The sequence below is a fragment of the Ornithinimicrobium sp. genome (assembly GCF_035267225.1).
In the GTDB taxonomy this organism is placed as follows: domain Bacteria; phylum Actinomycetota; class Actinomycetes; order Actinomycetales; family Dermatophilaceae; genus Ornithinicoccus.
In genome coordinates this window covers 1-18,859 of sequence record NZ_DATFMA010000067.1, presented here as the reverse complement: position 1 = coordinate 18,859, position 18,859 = coordinate 1, and the positions used below count along the sequence as shown (strand labels likewise).

Genomic DNA, 18,859 nt, shown 5'->3' with positions numbered 1-18,859 from the left:
TCGATGCCTCGATCCGCGGCTGAGCCAGGCGACATCGCCGAGGTCTTCGCCACGCATTGGCCGCGGCTCGTGGCCCGGCTGGTGCGGGACCTCGGCGATGTCGGGCTGGCCGAGGACTGCGCCGCCGAAGCGTTCACGGAGGCCAGCCGCCTGTGGCCGGAGTCCGGGATGCCCGACCGCCCGGCTGGCTGGCTGCATACGGTGGCGCGGCGCCGCGCGGTCGACTCGGTGCGCAGGTCGGCCCGGCTGCGCCAGCTGCTGCCGCAGGTGCTGCTCCTGACGGAGCATCAGTGGCAGGACCGGCCGGCGATGAATCCGCAGGAGGTGGACGACCATCTCTCGCTGCTGTTGGGATGCGTACATCCGGCGCTGTCCGAGCCTGCGCGGGTGGCTCTGACGCTGCGTATCGTCGGTGGCCTGTCCACCGCACAGATCGCGCAGGCCTTCTTCGTCTCCGAGGCCACGATGACTCGCCGGTTGACCCGGGCGAAGGCCAAGATCCGCGACGCGGGTATCCCGTTCACGCGAAGCGACCGAGAGACGTTGCAGCAGCGGTTGCCGGCGGTGCGCGCCGTGGTCTACTCCATCTTCACCGAGGGCCACCTGAGCACCACCTCGCCGGAGCTGGTCCGGGGCGATCTGTGTGACGAGGCCATCTGGCTCGGCGAGCTGCTGGTCCAGCTCGTCCCGACGGACCCTGAGGTGGCCGGTCTTCTGGCGCTCATGCTGTTGCACGATGCTCGCCGAGCCGGGCGGGTGGACTCCAGCGGCGCGCCGGTCCTCCTGGCGGAGCAGGACCGGTCCACCTGGGACCGGCAGATGATCGCGCGTGCGCTGGCCCTGTTGGAGGGGGCCCACGCGCGCGGGCGGGGAGGCCCCTACCAGTACCAGGCGGCGATCGCCGCCCTGCACGCCTGCTCGCCGAGCTTCGAGGACACCGACTGGCGGGCGATCCTGGCGCTCTACGACGTGCTGCTGTCACACCAGCCTTCGACGGTGGTAGCGGTGAACCGAGCCGTGGCTGTGCGGTACGTGCACGGGCCACGGGCGGGGCTGGAGATCCTGGAGGACCTGCAGATCGCGGCAGCGGGCGGGGCGGTGAACTCCGCGGCCTACCACGGCGCCAGAGCCGAGATGCTGTCCGACCTCGGCCGTTGGCAGGACAGTGTCGCCGCCTTCGACGCCGCCCTGGCCACAGCGAGCAACGGGTCTCAGCAGCGACTGCTCCGGCGCCGCCGCGACGAGGTGGCCGCCCCTGGTCAGTAGGTGGCTCGATGCTCCGTGCGAGGATGGAAGCGCGCGGCCGCGTGACAGCACCGTTGCGCCGCCATGCCCCCGGAAAGGCTCCCCCTGCACGATGACCGTTGCCCCTGTGTCTCGCCCGGTCTCGCCCGCGCGACCCAGTGGCGCGGTGTTGCGGCGTGGCCTGGGCATCATCGCCTCCGGGGCCCGGGAGCAGCCGTGGTGGCTTGCCGGGGCGGTGCTGGGAGCCGTCCTGTGGGCCGGGGCCACCGTGGCGACGGCCTGGGCCATCGGTCATCTCACCGACACCGTGATCGCCCCGGCGATCCGTGCCGGGCAGGTATCCACCGGCGGGCTGGCGGCGATCTTCGGCCTCCTGATGGCCATCCTCGTGGTCAACGTGACCGGCGTGGTGCTGCGCCGTGTGCTGGCGACCGTGGCGGGCTTCAACCTGCAGGCCTTGTACCGGCAGCGAGTCACCCGTCAGTACCTGCGGCTTCCGTTGACCTGGCATCATCGGCATCCCTCCGGTCAGCTGCTCTCCAACGCCCACTCCGACGTGGAGGCCACCTGGCAGGTCTTCAACCCGTTGCCCATGGCCCTCGGGGTCGTCGTGATGCTGGTCATCGCCGGAGGCCAGATGGTGATGATCGACCCGGTCCTCGCGGTCATCGGCCTGCTCGTCTTCCCCGCCCTCCTGGCCGCGAACCTGGTGTACCAACGCGCCATGTCGCCCAAGGTCACACGAGCCCAGCAGCTGCGCGCCGAGGTCAGCGAGGTGGCCCACGAGTCGTTCGAAGCGGCCCTGGTGGTCAAGGCGATGGGACGTGAGGAGCGCGAGAGCTCACGCTTCACCGGGGTCACCAACACGCTGCGGGACTCGCTCATCGACGTGGGGCGGACCCGGGGGGTGTTCGAGCCCGCCATCGAGGCCATCCCCACGCTGGGCACACTGGCCGTACTCGGGGTCGGCACCGCCCGGGTCGCGAACGCCGACCTCGGTGCGGCGGAGGTGGTGCAGGTCGCCTACTTGTTCTCCCTGTTGGCCTTTCCGGTCCGTGCTCTGGGCTGGGTGCTCGCCGAGATCCCGCGTTCGGTCGTGGGCCACCAGCGGGTGTCCGCAGTGTTGCAGGCGCAGGGCGCGATGCCGCACGGAGAGGCGCAGCTGGGCGCCGACGGACCCGCCGCGGCCCGCGCGCGCGAGATGGACTTCGCCTACCGGGTGGAGGTGGGGTCGGTGCAGTCCGCGTGGGGTCAGCCTGCCGCCACCGGCCAGACGCTCCCGGACACTCGGGTGGAGCAGGTGCCCGTCATCCGCCAGGTCGACCTGGACGTGGAGCGTGGGTCGACGGTCGCGCTGGTCGGCCCCACCGGCTCGGGCAAGTCCACGCTGGCCTCCTTGCTGGTGCGCATGGTCGATCCCGACTCGGGCCGGGTGGAGATCGACGGTGTCGACCTGCGCACGCTGCGTCCGGGGGGAGTCAGTGATGTCGCCTCGTTGGTCTCGCAGCAGACGTTCATGTTCGACGACACCGTCGCCGGCAACGTGGCCCTGGGTGGGGACTTCGACCGCGCACAGATCGAGCACGCCTTGGACGTGGCTCAAGCCAGGTCGTTCGTGGCCGAGCTCCCCGAGGGTCTGGACACCCAGGTGGGGGAGCGGGGCGGGACCCTTTCCGGTGGTCAGCGCCAGCGGATCGCTCTGGCGCGAGCCGTGGTACGTCACCCGCGGCTGCTGGTCCTGGACGACGCGACCAGCGCGGTGGACCCCACCGTGGAGCAGCAGATCCTCCACGCGCTGAGGCGAAGCAGCGAGGGGACGACGGTGCTGGTGGTGGCCTACCGGATGGCCACCATCCTGTTGGCCGACCAGGTGGTCTACGTGGAGCGCGGCCGGGTGGTCGACAAGGGCGACCACGACGAGCTCCTGGGCCGCTGCGAGGGGTACGCCAACCTGGTCGAGGCCTACTCGCGCGAGACGGCGCATCGGGTGGGTCTGCAGCAAGAGGCACGCCGGTGACGGCCGCGGCGCCGCAGAGCACCATCGCCGCGAGCTCGGAGCTGTCCACCCGCGACACCCTGCGCCGCGGTCTCGAGCTGTCGCCGGAGCTGCTCCGGGGCCTCGCGGTCACGGTGCTTCTGGCCCTGCTGGCTACCGGGGGACGCGTGATGATCCCGTTCGTGGTGCAACAGACCACGGACCACGGAATCCTGGCCCCGGGGGGCCCCGACGTCCGGTTCGTCTGGACCGCCATCGCGCTTGCCGCTGCGGCGGTGGCCGTGACGAGCACGGCCCAGTACCTGGTGAACGTACGCCTGTTCACGGCGGCCGAATCCGGCCTGGCCACCCTGCGCCGGAAGGCGTTCCGCCACATCCATGATCTCTCCGTGCTGACGCAGAGCACCGAACGGCGGGGTGCGCTGGTCTCCAGGGTGACCAGCGACGTGGACACGATCTCGATGTTCGTCCAGTTCGGCGGACTGATGCTGCTCATCTCGACCGCTCAGATCCTGGTGGCCACGGTCCTGATGGTGATCTACAGCCCGCCGCTTGCGGGGGTCGTGTACCTCTGCTTCCTTCCGCTGGTGCTCCTGGTCCGCCGCTTCCAGCCGATGCTCGGCCGGGCCTACGGGCAGGTCCGGGCCCGCGTCGGCGACATGCTCGGGGCCATCTCCGAGTCGGTGGTGGGTGCGGTGGCCATCCGGGCCTACGGCGTCGAGCGGCGCACCGAGGCGAAGATCGACACCGCGATCGAGGCCCACCGGCGCGCAGCCATCCGAGCGCAGAGCCGGTCGGTGCTCGCCTTCAGCTCCGGCCAGACGTTCGCCGGGCTGACCCTGGCCGTGGTCCTGGTGGTGGGCACGGTCCTGGCCTCGCAAGGCAGGATGACGCTCGGCGAGCTCCTGGCGTTCCTGTTCCTGGTGAACCTGTTCACCCAGCCGGTGCTGATGGCCACCGAGATCCTCAACGAGCTGCAGAACGCGGTGGCGGGCTGGCGGAGGGTGATCGGCATCATCGACACGCCGGCCGACGTGTCGGACCCCGGCTCCGCGGGGACCCATCAGCGCCGAGGGGCGATCAGCGTCGACTTCTCAGGCGTCGGGTACGCCTACCCGGAGGGTCCGCCCGTCCTCAGCGAGGTGACGCTGCGCATCGAGCCTCATTCCCGCGTCGCCATCGTTGGTGAGACCGGGTCGGGCAAGACCACCATGGCCAAGCTGCTGACTCGGCTGATGGACCCCACGACCGGGGCGATCACCATCGACGGCGACCCGTTGCCGCAGATCTCCTTCGACTCGCTGCGGCGGCGAGTCGTGATGGTCCCGCAGGAAGGGTTCCTCTTCGACGAGCCGCTGATCGAGAACATCCGCTACGGGCGTCCCGACGCGGACGACGAGCAGGTAGCCCTGGCGTTGACCGAGCTGGGGCTGGACGCGTGGGTGCAGACGCTGCCGCATGGCCTGTCCACCGAGGTCGGCCAGCGGGGCGAGTCACTGTCCGCGGGCGAGCGCCAGCTCGTGGCCCTCGCGCGGGCCTACCTCGCCGACCCGGACCTGCTCGTGCTGGACGAGGCCACGAGCGCCGTCGACCCGGCCACCGAGGTGCGCATACAGCGAGCACTCGAAGGCCTCACACAGGGCCGAACGTCGGTGGCGATCGCCCATCGCCTCTCCACCGCGGAAGCGGCTGACGTCGTGGTCGTGCTGGACCGCGGCGCCGTCGTCCAGATCGGCTCCCATCGCTCGCTCGTCGCCCAGCCCGGGGTCTACGCGGACCTGTATGCCTCCTGGGCCGCCCAACAACGCGACCAGGTCACACCACAGGAGGCGACATGAGCCGCTACGGCACCCTGCTCCTGGGACTGGGCCTGCTCCTGTCGGCCGTCGCCGGGAGCCGGGTCTGGGCGCGGGTCACGGTCCAGGACCCGGTGCTGGGACTGCAGACCCGAGACGTGGCCGGCTCGGCTCTGTCGCCGGCGCTGTCGGCCTGCGCCCTGGTGGCTCTGGCGGCCACCCTCGTGCTGGTGCTGACCCGCGGCCGGGCCCGCCTCAGCGGTCTCGTGGTGCTGGTGGGCAGTGCGCTCTGGGCGGCGTGGCTCACGGTCCAGGCGTTGCGCGACCCCGTCGCCTCGGCGCGGGGTGTTGTGACCGGCCCGGATCTCGACGGGGCCGCCGCCGAGGTCCTCCGGGGTGGGGCCACGATGTGGCCGTGGATCTGTCTCGCGGGGATCGTGCTCGTCCTGGCGGGGACGGCGTGCCTGGCCTGGGCGTGGCTCGCGACATCGCGGCGGCCTTCCGCCTCGCCCTCGACCGGGCCCTTGCAGCGTGGCGGGGCGGCCACACCACCTCTCTCCGACGCCGAGCGCGCCCGACGGGCCAACCATGATGCGTGGAAGGACCTGTCGGACGGAAGAGACCCGACGGACTAGGGTCGAAACCTGGCAGAATGGGCGTCCGAACACGACCGGAGGAGACGGAGATGGATGACGAGTACGGCCACGGGCACAGCGTCGCTGCCTGGACCGGAGTAGCCATCCTGCTGGTGGCGAGCGTGTTCATCTCTGCCGGTGTCTTCTTCGGCTGGATGTGGGCCAACTGGGTGGGGATCGCGGGCGTCCTCATCGGAGTCGGTGCCTGGGTGGCTCTGAACCGTGCCGGCTACGGGCAGAAGCTTCACGTGCAGGAGGACTAGCCGCGCCTGGGCACGGTCTCGGGGCCGTTAGGCTGAGCTGATGCCTTCGGTACTGGATGAGATCGTCAGGGACGTCCGGGAGGACATGGCGCAGCGGCGTCGCGACGTCCCTCCCGCCGAGATCCGTTCCCTGGCGACCGCCGCGCCGCCACCCGTCGCCGCGCTGTCGGCGTTGCGTGGACGGCCTGAGGTGCACCTGATCGCCGAGATCAAGCGGGCCAGCCCTTCGCGTGGCCCCCTCGCGCCGGACCTGGACCCCGCGACCCTGGCCGCCGACTACGCCGCCGGCGGAGCAAGCGCGATCAGCGTGCTGACCGAGCCGCGCCGGTTCCGTGGCAGCCTGGCCGACCTCGATGAGGTCCGTCAGGTCGTCGACATCCCTCTGTTGCGCAAGGACTTCATCGTCGACGACTACCAGGTCGACGAGGCTCGCGCCCACGGAGCGGACCTGGTGCTGCTGATCGTCGCCGCCCTGGACGACGACACGCTGGCACGTCTGCTGGCTCGGACGCGCTCCTGGGGCATGGAAGCGCTGGTCGAGGTGCACGACACGCAGGAAGCAGAGCGGGCGATGGCCGCCGGAGCGGCCCTCGTCGGTGTCAACAACCGCAACCTGCGCACCCTCCGAGTCGACCGCACCACGTTCGCGCGGGTCGCGCCCCAGATCCCGGCCGGCGTCACGCTGGTTGCCGAGTCCGGCGTCCGCGATGTCGGCGATGTCGTCCAGGCGCGAGCCGCCGGTGCTCATGCCGTGTTGGTCGGCGAGGCGCTGGTCACGGGCGGTCGGCCCCGGGAGGCGGTGGCCGAGCTGGTGGCGGCCGGGGCCCCGGCTCGTGAGCCCCAAGGCGTGGAGGCCGGATCGTGAGCGACATCTCCACGCCGGTGCACGGCGTGCCCGTGACCGGCCGGTTCGGCGACTTCGGGGGCCGCTATGTGCCGGAGGCTTTGGTCGCTGCCCTCGACGAGCTGGACGCCGCCCGGCTGGAGTCGATGAAGGACCCGTCTTTCACGGCCGAGCTGGACGCCCTGCAGGCCACCTACACCGGCCGTCCCAACCCCCTGACCGAGGTGCCGCGGTTCGCCGAGCACGCAGGCGGAGCGCGGGTCTTCCTCAAGCGGGAGGACCTGAACCACACCGGCTCGCACAAGATCAACAACGTGTTGGGCCAGGCGTTGCTGACCGTGCGCATGGGCAAGTCCCGGGTGATCGCCGAGACCGGAGCGGGCCAGCACGGGGTGGCCACTGCGACGGCAGCCGCCTTGATGGGTCTGGACTGCACGGTGTACATGGGCAAGAAGGACACCGAACGCCAGGCCTTGAACGTCGCCCGGATGCGGCTCCTGGGGGCCGAGGTCATTCCGGTCGACCACGGAAGTGCGACCCTCAAGGACGCGATCAACGAGGCGATGCGGGACTGGGTCACGCGGGTGGACGACACGCACTACCTGCTGGGCACCGTGACCGGGCCGCACCCCTTCCCCACGATGGTGCGCGACTTCCACGCCGTCATCGGCAACGAGGCCCATGACCAGCTGCGGGCGACGACCGGGGGGCTCCCGGACGCGGTGCTCGCATGCGTGGGCGGTGGTTCGAACGCCATGGGGATCTTCCATCGCTTCATCGACGAGCCCTCGGTGCGTCTGATCGGGTTCGAGGCCGGCGGGGAAGGCGTCCACACGGGCAAGCACGCGGCGCGTTTCTCCGCGGGCTCACCCGGCGTCCTGCACGGCGCCGCGACCTTCTTGCTCCAGGACGAAGACGGCCAGACCCTGGACTCGCACTCGGTCTCCGCCGGTCTGGACTACCCCTCGGTCGGCCCCGAGCACGCCGGCCTGTTCGCCTCGGGTCGAGCGGAGTACCACCCCGTCACCGACGATGAGGCCATGGATGCCTTCGCGCTGCTGTGCCGCACCGAAGGGATCATTCCCGCCATCGAGAGCGCGCATGCGCTCGCCGGTGCTCTGCGCGTGGGTCGGGAGAGCCCGGAGGGCTCCGTGCTGCTGGTGAACCTGTCCGGCCGCGGAGACAAGGACGTGGACACGGCGGCCCGGTGGTTCGGTCTCGTCGACCCCCAGGACCTGGTCGCGGCCGAGGCCAAGAAGGCGGACGCACCAGTGAACGAGGCCGAAGGGAGCGGCTGGTGAGCGGGCTCGCGGACCTGAGCCAGACCTTCGAGACCTGCCGAACCCAGCAGCGGGCGGCGCTCGTGGGCTACCTGCCGGCCGGCTACCCGGACCAGCACGGTGCGGAACAGGCGTGCGCCAGCCTGGCCCGGCACGGGGCCGACATCGTCGAGGTCGGGGTTCCGTACTCCGACCCGCTGATGGACGGCCCCGTCATCCAGGACGCTGCTCATCGCGCCCTGGCTGCCGGGTTCCGCTTCCCGGACCTGCTGCGATGCGTCGAGGCGGTGGCCGATGCCGGCGCCGTGCCCGTGGTGATGAGCTACTGGAACCCCGTCCTGCGCTACGGGATCGAGCGATTCGCCCGCGACCTCGACGGGGCGGGTGGGGCCGGCGTGATCACTCCGGACCTCATCCCCGACGAGGCCGTGGACTGGACCGCGGCCATGACCGCTCACGAGCTCGCGCCCATCTTCCTCGTGGCCCCCTCCTCCACCGACGCCCGGCTGCAGCAGACCGTGAACGCCTGCCGGGGCTTCGTGTACGCCGCGTCGACCATGGGCGTCACCGGCGCCCGGGACTCCGTCGGGGCCGGGGCGGAGGCTCTGGTCACCCGACTGCGCTCGGTCACCGACCTGCCCGCCTGTGTCGGCCTCGGGGTCTCGACCGGTGCCCAGGCGGCCCAGGTGGCCACCTTCGCCGACGGCGTGATCGTCGGCTCGGCCCTGGTCGCCGCCTTGGGCACCGATCCGGAGGGTCAGGCGTTGGTACGACTGACCGAAGAGCTGGCAGAAGGGGTACGGCGGGGATGAAGCCGACGTCGCTGCGGGAGGCCGCAGCGCCGACACCCCCGGGCACAGGGCCCAGAGCCCGTCGCCTCATCACGGACGGGGTCGGCGTGGTCGCCCGCCTGGCTCTGGGCGCGGTGCTGCTCGTGGCGGGCTACCTCAAGCTGGTCGACCTGGACGGGTCCGTGCGCTCGGTGGTGGCCTACGACCTCTTCGACTACGAGATCGCCAAGTTCATCGGGCTCACCCTGCCGGTGGTCGAGGTGGCCGTGGGCGCGCTGCTCGTCCTCGGCCTGTTCACGCGGGCCGCGGGCTTGGTCGGTGCGTCTCTGATGGTGGTCTTCATCGCCGGTGTCGCTTCCGCATGGGCGCGGGGGCTCTCGATCGACTGCGGCTGTTTCGGCACCGGCGGGCCGGTCGCACCGGGAGCCACGCGGTACCTGGAGGAGATCGTGCGCGACGTCGGGCTGGCGGTGGCCGGCGGGTGGCTGGTGCTGCGACCCCGGACCCCGCTGTCCCTGGACGCCCTGTTGACCCGCCACCCGCACCACGAGAGGACCGACTGACATGCCACGACCCCCCGCTCCGAAGAGCAAGCCGACCAAGGCTTCGGGAGCCCCGATGGGACTGATCGGTGCGGTGACCGCGGTCCTGGTGGCCATCGTGGCGGTCGTGGTCTACCTGGCTTCGCGCGGGGACGGTCTCGATGCCGCCGGGGGGGCCAACGCCCTCGCCGAAGGCGGAGGGCTGGTGGTCAACCCGGATGCGGGGAACGTGCCGGAGGTCATCGTGTACGAGGACTTCCAGTGCCCGTTCTGCGGTCAGCTGGAGCAGACCTCCGGCCCACAGATCGTCGAGGCGGCGCAGGAGGGCGACATCAAGCTGACCTACATCTTCATGTCCTTCCTGGATGGTGCCTCGGGGAACCAGTCCTCCTCCAGAGCCGCCAACGCGGCGGTGTGCTCCGCGGATGCGGGCGTGCTGCCGGACTTCGTCCTCGAGGTCTTCGAGGACCAGCCCCAGGAGGGTGTGGGCTACGAGGACGAGGCGTTCCTCGAGGCGGCCGAGTCCGCCGGGGTGGAGGGCGAGCAGCTCGAGCAGTTCACCACCTGTGTTCAGGAGCAGGAGTACCAGGGCTACGTGCAGGACATGGCCGAGCGCTCCAGCCAGGACGGGGTGACCTCCACGCCCACCATCACCGTCGATGGTGAGGCCCTCGGCCAGCAGCAGATGCAGCAGCTGCTCAGCGACCCGAGCGCCTTCGACTCCGTGCTGGCGGAGAGCCAGTGAGGGCGGCGCTGGGCGGCCCTGGTCTCCCGGCGACGCTGCCCAGCCCCGAACAGGCGGTCTGGTACCTCGGTCCGCTGCCCCTCCGGGCCTACGCTCTGTGCATCCTGCTCGGCATCGTCGCGGCCATCCTCATCTCCTTCCACCGCATGCGGGCGCGCGGCGGAACGGGGGAGGAGATCTACGACATCGCGGGATGGGCGGTGGGCTTCGGGATCGTGGGAGGTCGCCTCTACCACGTGATCTCCTCGCCACGGCCCTACTTCGGGGAGGGTGGCAACCCGTTGGACGCCCTGAAGATCTGGCAAGGCGGGCTGGGCATCTGGGGGGCCATCGCGCTCGGTGCCGTGGGTGCCTACATCGGCTGTCGCCGGCACGACCACTCCTTCGCCGACCTCGCCGACGCCATCGCCCCCGGGCTGTTGGTGGCCCAGGCGATCGGGCGCTGGGGCAACTACTTCAACAACGAGCTCTACGGCGGCCCCTCGGACGCCCCCTGGGCCCTGCAGATCCACGAGTGGGACCCCTCGTCCGGGCGGGCGGTGCTCGACTCTCAGGGCGAAGCCGTGGTCCTGGGCACCTTCCAGCCCACCTTCTTGTACGAGTCGGTCTGGATGCTGCTCGTGGCCGTCGTCCTCGTGGTCTGGGACCGGCGTCATCGCTTCGCCCGCGGTCAGGTCTTCGCGCTGTACGTAATGGGCTACACCCTGGGTCGCTTCGTCATCGAGCTGATGCGCAGCGACCCGGCCGAGATCGTGTTCGGCCAGCGCGTCAACGTCTGGGTGTCGGTGGCCATCTTCGCCCTGGGGCTGGCGCTCTACCTCATCCGGGGAGCACGTGCGGACTACCCTCCACGCGGTGCCGCGCACCTGCTCGACCCGGGGCAGCAGGCGGATGACCCGGTCATCGAGCACGGCTCGGCGCACTAGGGTGGAACCATGCGCCGCGCCAAGATCGTCTGCACGCTCGGGCCCGCCGTCGACACCCAGGAGCTGGTGACCTCCCTGGTGCGCGCGGGGATGGACGTCGCGCGGATGAACATGTCCCACGGCAACCACGAAGACCACCAGCGCCGCTACGACATGGTGCGCCGGGCCGGCGACGAGGTGGGCCGGGCGGTCGCCCTCCTGGCCGACCTGCAAGGCCCGAAGATCCGCACCGGGCGCTTCAGCGACGGCCCGGTGACGCTGAACGAGGGCGACCGGTTCGTCATCACCAACCGGGACGTGCCGGGAGACTGTCACGAGGTCGGCACGACCCACCAGGCCTTGCCCGGAGACGTCGAGGTCGAGGACGACCTGCTGCTGGACGACGGCAAGGTGCATCTGCGGGCCACCGAGGTCTCCGACACCGACGTGGTGACCGAGGTGCTCATCGGCGGGGAGGTCTCCAACAACAAGGGCATCAACCTGCCCGGTACCGCGGTGAGTGTTCCTGCGCTCAGCGACAAGGACGCCGACGACCTGCGCTGGGCACTGAGGGCGGGGGTCGACCTGGTCGCGCTGTCGTTCGTCCGCACGGGCAGCGACATCGAGGATGTGCACCGGATCATGGACGAGGAAGGCATCCGCCGCCCCGTCATCGCCAAGATCGAGAAGCCGCAGGCGGTGCAGAACCTGCACGACATCGTCAGTGCGTTCGACGCGATCATGGTGGCGCGGGGTGACCTGGGCGTTGAGCTGCCGCTGGAGCAGGTGCCGCTGGTCCAGAAGCGCTGTATCGAGATGGCCCGCCGCAACGCGAAGCCGGTCATCGTGGCGACCCAGGTGCTGGAGTCGATGGTGAGCAGCCCACGGCCGACCCGGGCCGAGGCGAGCGACTGCGCCAACGCCGTGCTCGACGGTGCGGATGCGATCATGCTCTCCGGGGAGACCAGCGTGGGGGACTGGCCGGTCAAGGCAGTGGAGACGATGGACACCATCATCGAGAACATCGAGGAGGAGGCGCTGGAGCGGATCACCCCGCTGGGCAGCAAGCCCAAGACCACCAGTGGCGCGGTGACCCGTGCCGCGGCCGACATCGCCACCCTGCTCCGGGTCTCCTTCATGGTCACGTTCACCCAGACCGGCGACTCCGCTCGCCGGATGTCCCGGCTGCGTTCCTCCGTGCCCATGCTCGCCTTCACCCCGGAGCCGACCACACGCTCCCAGCTGGCCCTCACCTGGGGCATCGAGACGTTCCTCACGGACTACGTGGAGCACACCGATGAGATGGTGATGCAGGTCGACGAGGCCCTGCTGCGGGAGAAGCGATGCGCGGCGGGGGACCTCATCGTCATCGTCGCCGGTTCGCCGCCGGGGGTCCCGGGGTCGATCAACGCTCTGCGCATCCACAAGGTGGGCGATGCCGTGTACGGCCGCACGCCGGCCTACGCGCGACTGCGCGCGCTCCAGGAGGGGCGGCTATGATCTGTCTGCCCACCGGCCGGGGTGGTGGAATGGCAGACACGGAGCACTCAAAATGCTTTGCTCGCAAGGGCGTGCGGGTTCGAGTCCCGCCCCCGGCACACCGTAGAGGATGACCATGGCTGAACACGGTTCCGCGACCGCCCCGCTTCGCATTGTGGTCGCCGAGGACGAAGCGCTGATCCGGCTGGACCTGATCGAGATGCTGGTCGAGGCCGGCCACGAGGTCGTCGGTCAGGCCGGTGACGGCGAGCATGCGGTCGACCTGGCTCGTGAGCTCCGCCCCGACATCGTCGTGATGGACGTCAAGATGCCGGTCATGGATGGGCTCACCGCGGCCGAGCTGCTGGGCAAGGACAACGTCGCCCCGGTGGTGATGCTCACCGCCTTCAGCGACCGCACGCTGGTCGAGCGTGCCCGCGACGCCGGAGTGATGTCGTACGTGGTCAAGCCCTTCGCCTCCCACGACGTGCTGCCCGCCCTCGATATCGCGGTGGCCCGCTGGCAGGAGCGGCACGCCCTGCAGGAGGAGGTCGCCACGCTGGAGGAGAGGCTGGAGACGCGCAAGCGGCTGGACCGCGCCAAGGGCCTGTTGATGTCCAAGCTGAAGATCAGCGAGGCCGAGGCGTTCCGGTGGATCCAGAAGGCCGCGATGGACCGGCGGATGTCGATGCGGGAGGTCGCCGACGCGGTGGTGGCCGGCACCGAGAGCGCCTGAGCAGGCGGCACGCCCGGCGCTCGGTCGGCCACGTGGTCTAGCGCAGCCCCGCCACCGCCGCGACGAGGAGCGGAGCCACGAGCAGCGCGGGGAGCAGGTCGGCCACCGGGACCTCTCGCAGGCGCAGCAGCCGCAGCGCCAGCCCCACCAGAAGCACACCGCCCACCGCGGTCAGCGCAGCGATCTGAGCCGGGGAGATGACCGCCCCGAGGGCCCAGCCCAGCACGGTGAGCCCGCCCTGGACCACGGCCACGGACACGGCGGAGAAGAGCACGCCGACCCCGAACGTCGCCGCGAAGGCGAGGGAGGCGAACAGGTCCAGCATCGACTTCAGCACCAGCTGGTCGATCCCCTGCCCCAACCCGTCGCTCAGCGAGCCCAGGACCGTCAGCGGCCCCACACAGAACAGCAGTGACGTGGTCAGCCATCCCTCGATGAACCGCAGCCGCGCCTGGCCGCCATCGACGCCCGCTGTGCCCTGCCCGCTGCCCGGCCAGCGTTGGGCGGCTGCTCGCTGCAGCTGCCCGGCCAGTGCCTGCAGGCGTCGCTCCAGCCCCAGGGCGGCCCCGGTGATCCCTCCGATGACCAAGGACCCCAGCACCACCAGGACCGGCACCCCGGGGCCGACCGCCGCTCGCAGTGACGGTGCCGTGACGTCCACCGCCGCCAATGCCGCGACCAGCAGGGTCACCAGGCCCAGGGCGTCGGTCACCACCAGGCGCACACGGTCGGGCAGCCGGTGGCCGGCCGTCATCCCCACGACGGACCCGACGACGATGGCCGCGACGTTCACCAAGGTCCCGACACCGGGGAATGCACCGTCCACGGGCCGCAGCGTACGCCGTGGGTCCTTCCGCTCAGTCGGACGCGGCGGGGGGACGGTCCCTCAGCGCGCAGGTCAGGCGGCAGGTGCACACGCGGTCACCCGACTCGTCGCTGATGACGATCTCGTAGGAGGCGATGGCTCCGCCCAGACGCAGCGCCGAGGCGACGCCCGTGACCACCTCCGGAGGCCGCACCGCCTTGTGGTGGGTCGCGTTGATGTCCACCCCGACGGCCGCCCGGGTGGGACCGGCGTGAAGGCCGGCGGCCACGCTCCCCAGGGTCTCGGCCAGAACGACGCTGGCGCCGCCGTGCAGCAGACCGTAGGGCTGGGTGTTGCCCTCCGTCGGCATCGTGCCGACGACGCGGTCGGCGGTGGCCGAGATCACCTCGATGCCCAGACGGTCGATGAGGGTCCCGCGCGACATCTCGGCGAGATCGGAGGTGGAGGCGGAGGCTGGGTGACTGTCGGCCATGCGTCATAGGCTGCCACCTGTGACGGCGAACAGCGCGACGCGGCTCTTGCTCCTGGACGGCCACTCGCTGGCCTACCGCGCCTTCTTCGCCTTGCCGGCGGAGAACTTCTCCACCAGCACCGGGCAGACGACGAACGCGGTCTACGGCTTCGTGTCGATGCTCATCAACGTGCTGCGCGACGAGGAGCCCAGCCACGTGGCGGTCGCCTTCGACAAGTCGCGCAGCACCTTCCGCACCCAGGAGTACGCCGAGTACAAGGCCGGTCGCGCCAGGACCCCCGACGAGTTCGCGGGCCAGCTCCCGTTGATCCGGGAGGTGCTCGACGCGTTGCGGATCGTGCACCTCGAGATGGACGGGTTCGAGGCCGACGACATCATCGCCACCCTGACCGCCCAGGCGCGTGAGGACGCGATGGAGGTGCTGATCTGTTCCGGCGACCGTGACGCCATCCAGCTGGTCGACAAGCGGTGCACCCTGCTCTACCCGCGTAAGGGCGTCTCCGATCTGGTCCGGATGACCCCGGAGGCAGTGGTGGACAAGTACGGCGTGGTGCCGGAACGCTACAGCGACCTCGCCGCGATGGTGGGGGAGAGCTCGGACAACCTTCCCGGTGTGCCCGGGGTGGGCCCCAAGACGGCCGCGAAGTGGCTCGCTCGGTACGAGGACCTGGCCGGCGTCGTCGCTCACGTCGATGAGCTGAGCGGCAAGGCCGGGCAGGCGATGCGAGAGCACATCGGCAACGTTCTGCGCAACCGCAAGCTCAACCAGCTCGTCGACGACCTGCAGGTCGGTCTGAGCATCTCGGACACCGTGCGTCACACGTGGGACCGCGACGAGGTGCACCGGGTCTTCGACGGGCTGGAGTTCAGGGTGCTGCGCGAGCGCCTGTTCGACACCCTGGGAGCGGTCGAGGACGAACGGGAGGCCGACGCAGGGATCGACCTGCACGGGACGGTCCTGACCTCTGGTCAGGTGGCGCCATGGCTGACGCAGCACGCGGGAGCGGGCGTCCGTGCCGCGATGTCCATGGTGGGCAGGCCGGTCGAGGGCCAGCTCGCCGCCGATGCCGAAGGCGTCGCCATCGCCACGGCGGACGAGGCCGCCTACATCGACCTCGCCGCGCTGGAGCCCGCCGACGAGGAGGCACTGGCCCAGTGGCTGGGCCAGACGGCGTACCCCAAGGCGGTGCACGACGACAAGGCACTGCTGCACGCGCTGCACGCGCGCGGGCTGCCGGTGGCCGGGGTAGTGCAGGACACCGCACTCGCCGCCTACCTGGTCCGCCCGGACCAGCGCTCCTACGACCTCGCCGACCTGGTGCTGCGCTACCTGCATCGCGAGCTCAGGGCGGACAGCGCGACCGCGGAGAGCGCACAGCTCCAGCTCGACCTCGACCAGGACCACGAGGACGCCGCGCAGGCGTCCATGGTCGCGGCTCGGGCCATCCACGACCTCTCCGTGGCCTTGGACTCCCAGCTGGCCGACGTGCAGGGGACCGAGCTGCTGCGCACAGTCGAGCTCCCGCTCGTCGAGGTGCTGGCCACCATGGAGCGGGTCGGCATCGCGGTGGACCAAGAGGGACTGCGCCGGCTGGACGAGGAGTTCGCCGAAGCGATGGGCGCCGCTGCGCAGGATGCCTGGGACGCCATCGCCGACGACAGCGTGAACCTCGGGTCACCCAAGCAGCTGCAGGCCGTCCTGTTCGACCGGTTGGGACTGCCCAAGACCCGGCGCACCAAGACCGGCTACACCACGGACGCCGAGGCCCTGGCCGGGCTGTACGCACAGACCGACCACCCGTTCCTCGAGGCGCTGCTGCGCCACCGGGACGCCACCCGCCTGCGGGTCACCGCCACGGGTCTGCTGCGCTCGGTCGCCGACGACGGGCGTATCCACACGACCTACCAGCAGACCATCGCAGCCACGGGGCGACTGTCCTCGACCGACCCGAACCTGCAGAACATCCCCATCCGCACCGAGGAGGGGCGTCGGCTGCGCCGGGTCTTCGTCGTGGGGGAGGGCTTCGAGTCACTGCTCTCGGCGGACTACAGTCAGATCGAGATGCGGATCATGGCCCACCTGTCGGGGGACGAGGGCCTGATCGAGGCGTTCAACACCGGAGAGGACCTGCATCGCTTCGTCGGATCGCGGGTGTTCGCGGTGGAGCCCCCGGAGGTCACCCCGGCCATGCGGGCCAAGGTCAAGGCGATGAGCTACGGATTGGCCTACGGTCTGTCGGCGTTCGGGTTGTCCAAGCAGCTCGGGGTGTCCACCGACGAGGCAAAGTCCTTGATGCAGGAGTACTTCGAACGCTTCGGGGGGGTGCGGGACTATCTGGCCGACGTCGTGGCCCTGGCGCGCTCGACGGGCTTCACCGAGACGATCCACGGACGTCGCCGCTACCTGCCCGACCTCACCTCCGACAACCGGCAGCGGCGCGAGATCGCTGAGCGGATGGCGCTGAACGCGCCCATCCAGGGCTCCGCCGCCGACATCATCAAGATCGCCATGCTCAACGTGGCTCGGGCGCTGGGCGAGCGCTCGCTGCGCTCGCGAGTGCTGCTGCAGGTCCACGACGAGCTGGTGCTGGAGGTCGCTGCGGATGAGCGGGAAGCCGTCGAGTCCCTGGTCCGGGCCGAGATGGCCGCCGCGGCCGACCTGGACGTGCCGCTGGACGTCAGCGTCGGAGTAGGCCGGACCTGGCACGAGGCCACCCACTGACTGCCACACTGGGCGCGGTCGTGGCGACAGCCTGGAACCGTCGTCAGCGCGATTGACCTGCCCCACGGGCGTCAGTAGGCTGAGCCTTCGCGCAAGGTGCGTCCGCATCTGCGCGTGTTCATGTGCATCTGACCATATGAACGGCCCACGACGGTCCGCGACGTTCCGGCGTCCCGTGCCGGTGGCCGTTCCCCTACCATGCCCACCATCGGAGTCCCTCCTACATGACTGCAACCACGGCCGAACAGGCCCCCTCTGAGATCGCTGTCAACGACATCGGCTCAGCGGACGAGCTGCTCGCGGCGATCGACGCGACCATCAAGAACTTCAACGACGGCGACATCGTCGAGGGTGTCATCGTCAAGGTCGACCGGGACGAGGTCCTGCTCGACATCGGCTACAAGACCGAAGGGGTCATCCCTTCCCGCGAGCTGGCCATCAAGCACGACATCGACCCGGCCGAGGTCGTCGCCGTCGGCGACCCCGTGGAGGCCCTCGTCCTGCAGAAGGAGGACAAAGAGGGCCGCCTGATCCTGTCCAAGAAGCGCGCGCAGTACGAGCGGGCCTGGGGCTCGATCGAGAAGGTCAAGGAAGAGGACGGAGTGGTCACGGGCACCGTGATCGAGGTCGTCAAGGGCGGCCTCATCCTCGACATCGGCCTGCGCGGCTTCCTGCCGGCGTCGCTGGTGGAGATGCGGCGGGTGCGCGACCTGCAGCCCTACGTCGGCAAGGCCATCGAAGCCAAGATCATCGAGCTGGACAAGAACCGCAACAACGTCGTCCTCTCCCGGCGCGCGTGGCTGGAGCAGACGCAGTCCGAGGTTCGCACGACCTTCCTCAAGGAGCTGGCCAAGGGCCAGGTGCGCTCGGGTGTCGTCTCCAGCATTGTGAACTTCGGCTCTTTCGTGGACCTCGGTGGCGGGGTGGACGGCCTCGTCCACGTCAGCGAGCTCTCCTGGAAGCACATCGACCACCCCGGCGAGGTCGTGGAGGTCGGTGACGAGGTGACGGTGGAGGTTCTCGACGTCGACCTGGACCGCGAGCGGGTCTCGCTCTCGCTCAAGGCCACCCAGGAGGACCCCTGGCAGCACTTCGCCCGGACCCACGCCATCGGCCAGATCGTGCCCGGCAAGGTCACCAAGCTCGTGCCCTTCGGCGCTTTCGTGCGGGTCGAGGACGGCATCGAGGGCCTTGTGCACATCTCCGAGCTGGCCGAGCGCCACGTGGAGCTGCCGGAGCAGGTGGTGGGCGTCGGTGCCGACATCTTCGTCAAGGTGATCGACATCGACCTGGAGCGCCGGCGCATCTCGCTGTCGCTCAAGCAGGCCAGTGAGGCGGTCCACCAGGACTTCGACCCCACCCTGTACGGCATGGCGGCCGAGTACGACGAGGAGGGCAACTACAAGTACCCGGAAGGGTTCGACGCCGAGAACCAGGAGTGGCTGGCCGGCTTCGAGGCACAGCGGGAGAAGTGGGAGCAGGAGTACGCCGACGCGCACGACCGCTTCGAGGCCCACCGCGCGGCCGTCGCGGCAGCCGAGGCCGAGGCGGAGGACACCCACGCCTCGTCCGGCTCCAGCTC

17 protein-coding genes and 1 tRNA gene are annotated in these 18,859 nt (G+C 70.3%); 16 read left to right on the top strand and 2 right to left on the bottom strand.

The genetic code is table 11. The annotated features are described in order from the left end of the window. Nucleotides 1-3 precede the first annotated feature (3 nt). The 14 genes from VJ976_RS05680 (at nucleotide 4) to VJ976_RS05615 (ending at nucleotide 13,257) form a co-directional block, all read left to right on the top strand. Nucleotides 4-1,266, top strand: a complete 1,263-nt coding sequence (locus tag VJ976_RS05680) for an RNA polymerase sigma factor (protein WP_324099142.1) — start codon at nucleotides 4-6, stop codon at nucleotides 1,264-1,266. A gap of 91 nt (nucleotides 1,267-1,357) precedes the next feature. Next, complete coding sequence (locus tag VJ976_RS05675) at nucleotides 1,358-3,262, top strand: ABC transporter ATP-binding protein (RefSeq protein WP_324099141.1); 1,905 nt, start codon at nucleotides 1,358-1,360, stop codon at nucleotides 3,260-3,262. Continuing rightward, a complete protein-coding gene (locus tag VJ976_RS05670) occupies nucleotides 3,259-5,079 on the top strand; it encodes an ABC transporter ATP-binding protein (protein ID WP_324099140.1) in 1,821 nt (606 codons plus the stop codon). Before VJ976_RS05675 ends, VJ976_RS05670 begins: the two co-directional genes overlap by 4 nt. Next, nucleotides 5,076-5,672, top strand: a complete 597-nt coding sequence (locus tag VJ976_RS05665; protein WP_324099139.1) for a Trp biosynthesis-associated membrane protein — start codon at nucleotides 5,076-5,078, stop codon at nucleotides 5,670-5,672. The genes VJ976_RS05670 and VJ976_RS05665 overlap by 4 nt, the downstream gene beginning before the upstream one ends. 50 nt (nucleotides 5,673-5,722) lie before the next feature. Further along, nucleotides 5,723-5,935 (top strand): HGxxPAAW family protein, encoded by a 213-nt coding sequence (locus tag VJ976_RS05660; RefSeq protein WP_324099138.1) that lies wholly within the window; start codon nucleotides 5,723-5,725, stop codon nucleotides 5,933-5,935. 40 nt (nucleotides 5,936-5,975) lie between these two features. Beyond that, on the top strand, nucleotides 5,976-6,800 hold the full coding sequence (gene trpC, locus VJ976_RS05655) for an indole-3-glycerol phosphate synthase TrpC (protein WP_324099137.1): 825 nt from the start codon (nucleotides 5,976-5,978) through the stop codon (nucleotides 6,798-6,800). Then, the gene (gene trpB, locus VJ976_RS05650; protein WP_324099136.1) at nucleotides 6,797-8,080 is read left to right on the top strand and encodes a tryptophan synthase subunit beta; all 1,284 of its coding nucleotides are present in this window, start codon (nucleotides 6,797-6,799) and stop codon (nucleotides 8,078-8,080) included. The genes trpC and trpB overlap by 4 nt, the downstream gene beginning before the upstream one ends. Continuing rightward, nucleotides 8,077-8,871 carry a tryptophan synthase subunit alpha gene (gene trpA, locus VJ976_RS05645; protein WP_414693570.1) on the top strand — a complete coding sequence of 265 codons (795 nt, stop codon included), beginning with the start codon at nucleotides 8,077-8,079 and terminating at the stop codon, nucleotides 8,869-8,871. Before trpB ends, trpA begins: the two co-directional genes overlap by 4 nt. Next, nucleotides 8,868-9,413, top strand: a complete 546-nt coding sequence (locus VJ976_RS05640; RefSeq protein WP_324099135.1) for a DoxX family protein — start codon at nucleotides 8,868-8,870, stop codon at nucleotides 9,411-9,413. Before trpA ends, VJ976_RS05640 begins: the two co-directional genes overlap by 4 nt. A gap of 55 nt (nucleotides 9,414-9,468) precedes the next feature. Continuing rightward, nucleotides 9,469-10,137, top strand: a complete 669-nt coding sequence (locus tag VJ976_RS05635) for a DsbA family protein (RefSeq protein ID WP_324099134.1) — start codon at nucleotides 9,469-9,471, stop codon at nucleotides 10,135-10,137. Next, complete coding sequence (gene lgt, locus VJ976_RS05630) at nucleotides 10,134-11,063, top strand: prolipoprotein diacylglyceryl transferase (RefSeq protein ID WP_324099133.1); 930 nt, start codon at nucleotides 10,134-10,136, stop codon at nucleotides 11,061-11,063. The genes VJ976_RS05635 and lgt overlap by 4 nt, the downstream gene beginning before the upstream one ends. Nucleotides 11,064-11,072: 9 nt before the next feature. Beyond that, on the top strand, nucleotides 11,073-12,542 hold the full coding sequence (gene pyk, locus VJ976_RS05625; RefSeq protein ID WP_324099132.1) for a pyruvate kinase: 1,470 nt from the start codon (nucleotides 11,073-11,075) through the stop codon (nucleotides 12,540-12,542). A gap of 15 nt (nucleotides 12,543-12,557) precedes the next feature. Beyond that, nucleotides 12,558-12,640 (top strand) — tRNA-Leu (locus tag VJ976_RS05620). A gap of 17 nt (nucleotides 12,641-12,657) precedes the next feature. Continuing rightward, a complete protein-coding gene (locus VJ976_RS05615; protein ID WP_324099131.1) occupies nucleotides 12,658-13,257 on the top strand; it encodes an ANTAR domain-containing response regulator in 600 nt (199 codons plus the stop codon). Between the two features lie 37 nt (nucleotides 13,258-13,294). On the opposite strand, the gene VJ976_RS05610 is transcribed toward VJ976_RS05615, so the two are convergent. After that, nucleotides 13,295-14,083, bottom strand: coding sequence for a DUF554 domain-containing protein (locus tag VJ976_RS05610; RefSeq protein WP_324099130.1), 789 nt, complete (start codon nucleotides 14,081-14,083; stop codon nucleotides 13,295-13,297). A 31-nt stretch (nucleotides 14,084-14,114) separates the two neighbouring features. Further along, nucleotides 14,115-14,555 (bottom strand): hotdog fold thioesterase, encoded by a 441-nt coding sequence (locus tag VJ976_RS05605; protein WP_324099129.1) that lies wholly within the window; start codon nucleotides 14,553-14,555, stop codon nucleotides 14,115-14,117. Between VJ976_RS05605 and polA the strand changes: the two genes are divergently transcribed. Both polA and rpsA read left to right on the top strand, forming a co-directional pair. Continuing rightward, the gene (gene polA, locus VJ976_RS05600; protein WP_414693569.1) at nucleotides 14,554-17,277 is read left to right on the top strand and encodes a DNA polymerase I; all 2,724 of its coding nucleotides are present in this window, start codon (nucleotides 14,554-14,556) and stop codon (nucleotides 17,275-17,277) included. The two genes, VJ976_RS05605 and polA, sit on opposite strands and share 2 nt — an antisense overlap. Nucleotides 17,278-17,501: 224 nt before the next feature. Further along, a partial coding sequence (gene rpsA, locus VJ976_RS05595; protein ID WP_324099127.1) for a 30S ribosomal protein S1 occupies nucleotides 17,502-18,859 on the top strand: 1,358 nt, incomplete at its 3' end.

Excerpts from the sequence above, each read along its gene's own strand:
- VJ976_RS05680 (WP_324099142.1), top strand. The coding sequence starts at position 4 with ATGCCTCGATCCGCGGCTGAGCCAGGCGACATCGCCGAGGTCTTCGCC.
- VJ976_RS05675 (WP_324099141.1), top strand. The coding sequence starts at position 1,358 with ATGACCGTTGCCCCTGTGTCTCGCCCGGTCTCGCCCGCGCGACCCAGT.
- VJ976_RS05665 (WP_324099139.1), top strand. The coding sequence starts at position 5,076 with ATGAGCCGCTACGGCACCCTGCTCCTGGGACTGGGCCTGCTCCTGTCG.
- VJ976_RS05660 (WP_324099138.1), top strand. The coding sequence starts at position 5,723 with ATGGATGACGAGTACGGCCACGGGCACAGCGTCGCTGCCTGGACCGGA.
- trpC (WP_324099137.1), top strand. The coding sequence starts at position 5,976 with ATGCCTTCGGTACTGGATGAGATCGTCAGGGACGTCCGGGAGGACATG.
- VJ976_RS05640 (WP_324099135.1), top strand. The coding sequence starts at position 8,868 with ATGAAGCCGACGTCGCTGCGGGAGGCCGCAGCGCCGACACCCCCGGGC.
- VJ976_RS05635 (WP_324099134.1), top strand. The coding sequence starts at position 9,469 with ATGGGACTGATCGGTGCGGTGACCGCGGTCCTGGTGGCCATCGTGGCG.
- pyk (WP_324099132.1), top strand. The coding sequence starts at position 11,073 with ATGCGCCGCGCCAAGATCGTCTGCACGCTCGGGCCCGCCGTCGACACC.
- VJ976_RS05615 (WP_324099131.1), top strand. The coding sequence starts at position 12,658 with ATGGCTGAACACGGTTCCGCGACCGCCCCGCTTCGCATTGTGGTCGCC.
- polA (WP_414693569.1), top strand. The coding sequence starts at position 14,554 with ATGCGTCATAGGCTGCCACCTGTGACGGCGAACAGCGCGACGCGGCTC.
- VJ976_RS05605 (WP_324099129.1), bottom strand. The coding sequence starts at position 14,555 with ATGGCCGACAGTCACCCAGCCTCCGCCTCCACCTCCGATCTCGCCGAG.